10 protein-coding genes are annotated in these 7692 nt (G+C 40.4%); all 10 read right to left on the minus strand.

Features of this window, described 5'->3' with window-relative positions; translation table 11 throughout:
- On the minus strand, window positions 1–706 hold a 706-nt coding region (gene aroC / locus WB217_RS15345), incomplete at its 3' end, for a chorismate synthase (protein ID WP_423994108.1).
- 218 nt (window positions 707–924) lie between these two features.
- The gene (locus WB217_RS15350) at window positions 925–1698 is read right to left on the minus strand and encodes a CheR family methyltransferase (protein ID WP_423994109.1); all 774 of its coding nucleotides are present in this window, start codon (window positions 1696–1698) and stop codon (window positions 925–927) included.
- A gap of 248 nt (window positions 1699–1946) precedes the next feature.
- Window positions 1947–2393 carry a nucleoside-diphosphate kinase gene (gene ndk / locus WB217_RS15355; protein ID WP_423994110.1) on the minus strand — a complete coding sequence of 149 codons (447 nt, stop codon included), beginning with the start codon at window positions 2391–2393 and terminating at the stop codon, window positions 1947–1949.
- A gap of 91 nt (window positions 2394–2484) precedes the next feature.
- Window positions 2485–3447, minus strand: a complete 963-nt coding sequence (gene hepT, locus WB217_RS15360) for a heptaprenyl diphosphate synthase component II (RefSeq protein ID WP_423994111.1) — start codon at window positions 3445–3447, stop codon at window positions 2485–2487.
- Window positions 3448–3785: 338 nt separating this feature from the next.
- Complete coding sequence (locus WB217_RS15365; RefSeq protein WP_423994112.1) at window positions 3786–4490, minus strand: demethylmenaquinone methyltransferase; 705 nt, start codon at window positions 4488–4490, stop codon at window positions 3786–3788.
- Between the two features lie 5 nt (window positions 4491–4495).
- Window positions 4496–5332 carry a heptaprenyl diphosphate synthase component 1 gene (locus WB217_RS15370; protein WP_423994113.1) on the minus strand — a complete coding sequence of 279 codons (837 nt, stop codon included), beginning with the start codon at window positions 5330–5332 and terminating at the stop codon, window positions 4496–4498.
- A 229-nt stretch (window positions 5333–5561) separates the two neighbouring features.
- Entirely contained in the window at window positions 5562–5795 is a 234-nt protein-coding gene (gene mtrB / locus WB217_RS15375) for a trp RNA-binding attenuation protein MtrB (protein WP_335375701.1), read from the minus strand.
- 71 nt (window positions 5796–5866) lie between these two features.
- The gene (gene folE / locus WB217_RS15380) at window positions 5867–6433 is read right to left on the minus strand and encodes a GTP cyclohydrolase I FolE (protein WP_423994114.1); all 567 of its coding nucleotides are present in this window, start codon (window positions 6431–6433) and stop codon (window positions 5867–5869) included.
- A gap of 193 nt (window positions 6434–6626) precedes the next feature.
- The gene (locus tag WB217_RS15385) at window positions 6627–6899 is read right to left on the minus strand and encodes an HU family DNA-binding protein (RefSeq protein ID WP_079509561.1); all 273 of its coding nucleotides are present in this window, start codon (window positions 6897–6899) and stop codon (window positions 6627–6629) included.
- Between the two features lie 716 nt (window positions 6900–7615).
- A partial coding sequence (locus WB217_RS15390) for a sporulation stage IV protein A (RefSeq protein ID WP_423994115.1) occupies window positions 7616–7692 on the minus strand: 77 nt, incomplete at its 5' end.

A 7692-nucleotide genomic window follows, 5' to 3' on the forward strand; every position in this document is an offset into this window, starting at 1 on the left:
GGACGTAGCTGCCAACGCCTGCTGGCATTCCTTCCGCGATTACTTCTACGACACCGCCAATCGAATCTCCATTTTTCTTAGCATCATCAATCGCCTCCATCATCTTCAGGCTGGCTTCAGAATCAAAACAGCGCACCGGGGATTCTTCTGTCACTTCCTTCAATTGTGAAAGGGATGAAAAATCCTGATTCCTTGCTTTTATCCCACCTATTTCGACCACATGGGCAACTAGCTCAATACCAAGTAAAGTTAATAATTTTTTAGCAGCAGCACCAGCAGCTACTCTCACTGTCGTTTCTCTGGCGGACGACCGTTCAAGGACATTTCTCATGTCACGATGACCGTATTTCAATGCCCCATTTAAATCTGCATGCCCGGGACGTGGTCTGGAAATCTTCCTCTTGACCTCCTCAGGAGAATGTTCATCTAGTGGTTCCTGGCCCATTATTCCTGTCCAGTGCTTCCAATCATTATTCTCAACAACTAGTGCAATCGGAGACCCAAGTGTCAGTCCATGTCTTACCCCAGAGGTAATCTGCACAGTATCTTTTTCTATTTGCATCCTTCTGCCGCGCCCATGACCCTTTTGTCTGCGTGAAAGCTCCTCATTTATATCTTCAGCTATCAGCGGCATACCTGCTGGCATTCCTTCTATAATGGTTGTAAGCTGCGGTCCATGTGATTCTCCCGCTGTTAAATATCTCATACGCTTTCCCCCTTCAACTCGCTAAAGGATTTGTTTTAATATATCATACCGTTCAAAAGAAAAATAGCAATAAATTAATTATTTCGAAATTTTTATCGTACTGTTTTTGGAATGAAGCCATTTTATCATGAAGGGTAAAGACTCGCAAAAAGTCCACCTCAATTTTTAAAAATAACGCTGAAAATACAAAAGAGAGCACGGATTACCGGCTCTCCTTGCTATTTCTTTCTGTAAAAAAAGGTTTCTGCAGTTTCGAATCCGTATGTATTCGGGTTAAATATCTGTTCTGTACTGCCCACAAAGAGTATTCCTCCGGGCTTTAGCGCAGCGCTGAATTTTTGATAGAGTTCTTCCTTTGCTTCCTCAGTAAAGTAAATAAGGACGTTTCGGCAGACGATCAAATCAAATGTTCCCACGAAAGGATCAGCCAAAAGATTTTGTTTTTTAAAGGTTACCGTTTTTTTGATCTCATCCGACACTTTAAAATATGAACCCTCTGGGTTAAAATACTTTTTTACAATCTCTTTTGGCACCTCGTTCAACGAGCGCTCTGAGTATATTCCAAGCTTCGCTTTTGCCAATACATTATCATCGATATCCGTCGCAAGGATTTGCAATCTCGATAAAGGTACATGTTTAGAAAGGACCATAGCCAAAGTGTACGGCTCTTCTCCTGTTGAACAGGCAGCACTCCAGATTTTAGGATTTGAATTATCGCTGATTAGTCCTGGCAGGATAATCTTATCTAAGACTTCCCATCTTTTCCCGTTTCGATAGAACTCTGAAACGTTAATGGTCATCCTGTCTAGAAACTCATTCATAAGTTCCTGATCATTGTTTAAAGCCTGAAAAAATTCATTAAAAGAAGCAAAGCCCTTTTTCTGATACAGAGAAGTTAATCTCCTCTTCATTTGCGCTTCTTTGTACAGTGCCAGGTTTATACCTGTTTTTTGGTAGACTTTTGTGATGAAATTTTCATAATCACGCGGCATCATTGTACCCCTTCGTAAATAACTAAAAAAGATTGATATTCTCATTATAGCTGATTAAAGTCACTTAGAGAGACATTTATTTTCCATGGCTGTTTTTGTAATTATTGTTGCTGTTAGAGTAGTGTTGAATGGAACGAAAGGTTGCTCGCTTTCCGCGGGGTAGCCGGTAAGCCACCTCCAATAACAATCTATAAGAAAAAGGGCCGAAAATAAAAAGGACACTTGTGTTTACAAGTGCCCTGGTGGTTTTAGTAAACCCACTCGTTGATTAATTTGCTGTACTCAGCTAATTCTTCTTGTTTGAAGAATAATCCGATTTCACGCTCAGCGCTCTCAGCTGAATCTGAACCGTGAATTACATTCTTTCCAACTGTAACGCCGAACTCTCCGCGGATTGTTCCAGGAGCTGCGTCCTTAGGGTTTGTAGCACCCATCATCTGGCGTGCAGTTGCAATAACATTTTCACCTTGCCATACCATTGCAAATACAGGGCCTGAAGTAATGAAATCTACTAATTCGCCGAAGAATGGACGCTCTTTGTGTTCGCCATAATGCTCTTCAGCAAGTTCTCTTGGGATGTTCAATAGTTTTGCGCCAACTAGCTGGAAGCCTTTCTTTTCAAAACGAGCAACAACTTCACCAATCAGGTTACGCTGTACACCGTCAGGCTTGACCATCAAATACGTCTTTTCCATGAGTTCCACTCCTAATTCATCTATGTATGTGAACCGCTTACAAAAGCAACCCTTGAAAATAGTATCATTTTTTTGAAAAATTCGCAACTTGCTAATACTTGCGTTTACCAATAAATTTCGCAATATCCTGCAATGATTTTTTGGCCTTGTTTGGCGGGAGTTCACCGAGAATCGCCAGCGCCTTATCCAGATAGCGGTCGCTTAGGTTAAGTGATTTTTCAATCGCACCGGATCCCTGAATCATTTTCAGGATTTCATCAAGCTCCTGCCTATCCATATTTTCATGGACTGACATAATCTTCGTACGGATTTGTTCATCCTCCATCGCATACAAGACTGGCAGTGTGATGTTACCTTGCAGCAAATCCCCCCCAGCTGGTTTTCCAAGCTCTTTTTCAGTACCCGTAAAATCCAGGACGTCATCGGTAATTTGAAAAGACATACCGACATAATAACCAAAGCGATATAATTTGCGGTGGTCTTTTTCCGGAACTCCTGAAACAACTGCGCCAAGCTGGCAGCTGGCAGCGATAAGAAGTGCTGTCTTCCTTTTTATTCTGAGCAGGTAGTTGCGCAGATTTTGTTCAAAATTATATTTATCTTTTATTTGCTCGATCTCCCCTACACTTAATTCGACGATCGTATCAGAAAGTATTTGGTGGGCGAGCGGATTTTCGATTTTTGTCATAAGCTCTAGAGCCCTAGCAAAAATATAATCTCCAGTGTACATGGCAATCCTATTATCCCATTTTGCTTTGATGGTTGGCTGGCCCCTGCGCAATTCAGCGTCATCAATGACATCATCGTGTACAAGGGAAGCCATGTGAATCAGTTCAAGTGAAACTGCGACATTCTTGATCACATTTATATCATAGTTGCCAAATTTGCCGCCAAGCAGCACGAATACAGGACGGATCCGTTTACCTCCTGCCTTAAGCAAATGCAGACTTGCCTGCCTGAGCAGTTGAGATTCTGCCTGAATGGTATCTTCCAGCGCTTTCTCAATCAATGTTAAGTCCGAATTTAAATATGTATACAACAGTTTCATTTTCATAATATCCACCCAGCTTTTGCATCCTGTCCCGGCTCTAGTGCGTCAGCAGCCAGTCGGCTTACACAACCATAAAGTCTGCCAGGTAGGAGGGATTTTTTATGCTAGTGGGTCGTTATTTATCAACTATAAACAAACTCCCATAGCTATGTATAAAACATAAATTACTCGTATCGCTACAAACTTAGTAAACCATGACATATGATACATGATAAACCGGTCTGCAGGCTTTTTTCAATGCCTGGCAGTGCGAGAATGCGCAATCATCGAAAAAAGCCTAATTAAAAACAGGCTGTCCTTCCTTGCCGAGCGAATAAGAAAAGGGCAGCCAAGATCGTCTATTATTGTTTTCGGCCTATATGAACAGCGGCCACACCGCCACTATATGGTTTATATTCTACATTCACAAATCCTGCATCAGAGAACATCCTAGCAAGTTCTTTCATGCCTGGAAAATCCTTTGCTGATTCCTGAAGCCAGGAATATTCTTGATAGCTCTTAGCGAATAGTTTGCCAAACAAAGGCATGATAAATCTAAAGTAAAGGCGATACACCTCTTTGAAACCAGGCATTGTAGGCTGGGAAGTTTCAAGGCAAACGGCCATCCCGCCAGGCTTCAGGACTCTATGCATTTCACGCAATACTTGGTTATAGTCGGGAACATTCCTCAATCCGAAACCAATCGTCACATAATCAAAACTATTATCTTCAAATGGCAGCTCCATCGCGTTGCCATGAATGAGGGTCGCTTGATCAAGTTTACGATCAATCAATTTTTCTTCGCCAATCTTCAGCATATTTTTACTGAAATCAAGCCCGACAACGCTGCCTTCCTGGCCAGTTGCTTCTGCTAGTGCAATCGTCCAATCAGCTGTTCCGCAGCAGACATCCAGGGCTTTAGCGCCTTTGGGTACATTCATTTTCTTCATGGTGTCATTGCGCCATTTAATATGCTGCTGAAAGCTGATGACGGAATTCATTTGATCATAATTTTCATAGATTTTTTCGAAGACACCATGAACTCGTTCTTCTTTCGATTGCTGCATTTCTTTTACCCTTCTTCCGCGAATTTTTTTGACATGGACTGGTGCTGGCCAGCGATCAGCTTTAACCGGTCAGCAAGCAGGCTGTTCATTCCAGGAAGCCTGTTTAAAGATGTATCTATCATCGTCAATGAAAATTCAATATAACGAGTACAAATTGATAATAAGTACTTTTGCTGTTCAGAAGATAGTTCCGTAGAGCTTTGGTCTACTTTAGGCAATGCGATTTTCTTCAAGACATCAAAAACCAGCGATCTGCCTGATTGGAGGAACTTCTTTTCTTCTGCAATCAATCTTTTTACAAATAGCCAGTTTGCAGTTAGATCATGCCATTCTGGAGCATGGAAGTGTTCAGCGATTTTCCCAAGCAGTGTAGATTCAATCAATTTTACACTGTACATCAATTTATCAATGGCTTCGGCTTCTTTTTGATAAACAGATATCTTATGCTCATTAATTTCCTTTACACCTGCTGCCAATTGCTTGATCATTTCAATGTCATCTGTTTCTGCAAGAAGTTTATAATACAGGCCACTAAAATAAATACCTGCAAGCACTGTTAATTGGCGGTTTTTATGGCTATTGTCTTCTTCACCTGATTGTGAGTTCTGGACATGCTCATGGGTATCAAGGGCAATTTGCAGGAGCATTGCGGTCACAGTATAATTCTCTATTTGTTCCTGCTTTACTCCGTACTGATCAAGTAATGAAATAAGCAGCAAGATCTTATCATCATCTATATATGGAGATTCTACATGATCCAGTAAATAAGGATGCGAAAGTTTTTCGAGAAGAAGATCTCTGATGCCGTCTAATTTGGATTGTAAGTCTAGCAAATATATCACCCTTGTTCCCCTTATTTAAATTGGATTGCCGGCGGGCAGAAATTGTCGAACAATATTAAACAGACATAAAAAAAGCGCCTATATAACTAGTTTGCAGTTGTACCGAACATTCCAAGGCAGTGACAATTATATCATAAATGATAGTAAGATGAACGTGATAATATAAATTAAAAGCCAGTTACCTTAAAAAGAGCGTATTTTGTAACAAAATAGTTAAAGGTAGACTATTTTATCTCTTTTCGCTTTCAATTTCTCCAAACGGTGTCACGATCTTGGCATGACCCCTGATTTTGATAGCAGATGTATGTTCTGTAAACTGTGCGATCATGACCTCGCCTTTATCAAGCTTTTCAGAATGATGAAAACGAGTATCCGTCCCTCTTGTAAGCCCAATCACATTCACTCCATCTTCAATAGCCTTTATTACAACGTAATCCGTGTTTACACTTGGTTTCTTATCCATTATTATCCCCCTTACAGGAAAAATAAAGCATCTAAAGGCTAAAAGAATTGCTTTTAGCCTTGATTACCATTTTAACCTTTAATCAATGACAGGATCTCTGCACGAGCATTTACATCTTCAGCCAAAGTACCGCGTACAGCAGAAGTTACCGTTTTCGAGCCCGGCTTCTTGACTCCTCTCATTGTCATACACATATGTTCCGCTTCGACAACAACCATCACTCCATGAGGGTCAAGCTTTTCCATAATCGAATTTGCAATTGTGGACGTAATCCTCTCTTGAAGCTGCGGTCTTTTCGCTACTGCTTCAACCGCCCTTGCAAGCTTGCTAAGGCCTGTAACCTTTCCGCCTCTCGGAATGTATGCAACATGTGCCTTTCCAAAGAACGGGACCAAATGATGTTCACACATTGAGTAGAATGGAATATCCTTGACCAATACTAGTTCCTCATGATCCTCACCAAAAATTGTTTCGAAGTATTCCTTCGGATCCTGGTTCAAGCCTGAGAAAACTTCCTCATACATTTTGGCTACACGTTTTGGTGTATCAAGTAATCCTTCACGGTTTGGATCCTCGCCTACTGCATCTAATATTAAACGTACCGCTTCTTCAATCTGGGCACGATTGACGTTCGACATCTGCATTTCCTCCTATGTTCCATAAATCTGATTATAATCGTACATATTATTTAAGCTATTTGATTATAATATTTTCATCTTAGCATAACCATTTCAGTGCAAGCAAAAACTTTCCCTTTGGGTGGCATACAAAAAAGGCCGCGAACAGGTCGCGGCCTTTTGCTTAAGCATACGCTCAGTGCGTCGTATGTAATTATTTCACTGCATCTTTAAGTGCTTTGCCAGGTTTGAAAGCAGGCACCTTGCTTGCAGAGATTTCGATTTCGTCGCCAGTTTGTGGGTTGCGGCCTTTACGGGCAGCGCGCTCACGCACTTCGAAGTTACCAAAACCGATTAATTGTACTTTGTCCCCATCTTTTAATGCATTTAAGATTGAATCAAAAACAGCGTCAACTGCTTTTGTTGCATCCTTTTTAGAAAGCTCACCAGCTTCTGCAACTGCATTGATAAGTTCTGTTTTGTTCATGCCATTCACCTCCTCCCAAAGATATCCCATTGCTCAGAAATAAAGCATTGTTACTACATTTCTAAACAAAACAAATGAATTCTATACGTTGCTTGTGGATTTTATTCGCACAGGTCGTAAAAAACCGTGTAAATGAAATCAAATTGCCTTAAATCCTTATTATATAAGGGTTTTAAAGCCACAACGCTAATTCTGTTAAAAGATTATCACAATGTTTTCTTCTTATCAAGATAATTTCAAGAAATAATGGGAATCTTTTCTTCTTTGAAACATAATTGTAATATGTTAACCCTTTTTTAATTACCCCAGCGGAAGAATTTCAAACATTTATTCTGCTTTTGTAAAAATTGTCGCCATTTAGTCTTCAAGTACCGTCCTCTTTGAGCTTAAGCACATTTGGAATCTAAGGAATTTCGATGATTTAACAATTTAATATTGCCAAATTTTAGGCATTATCAAGATTAAGGGATGATTTTCGCTCCAAGCACTTCCTTTCCAATAAACAGGCTTAAAATGAACCGATCCAAGTCCCCTTTAGGCCCTCTTTCCGCGAAATCACCTAATCCGCTCATCCATCCGGACATTTATTAAGCTTGATTGAATCAACGTAGCACAAAGGAAATGCACTGGCATTTTTGAGGTGTCTTACGCCTGAAATTCAACAAAGAGCATTAACAAGGCCAATAAATACAAAAAGACTCCAAGGAGGAGTCCAATTATAAAATGATTGCAATTAATCCGCCAGATCCTTCGTTTATGATGCGTTCCAGCGTTTCTTTTAATTTATAACGGG

The organism is Mesobacillus sp. (assembly GCF_049588175.1).
GTDB lineage: Bacteria > Bacillota > Bacilli > Bacillales > Cytobacillaceae > Mesobacillus.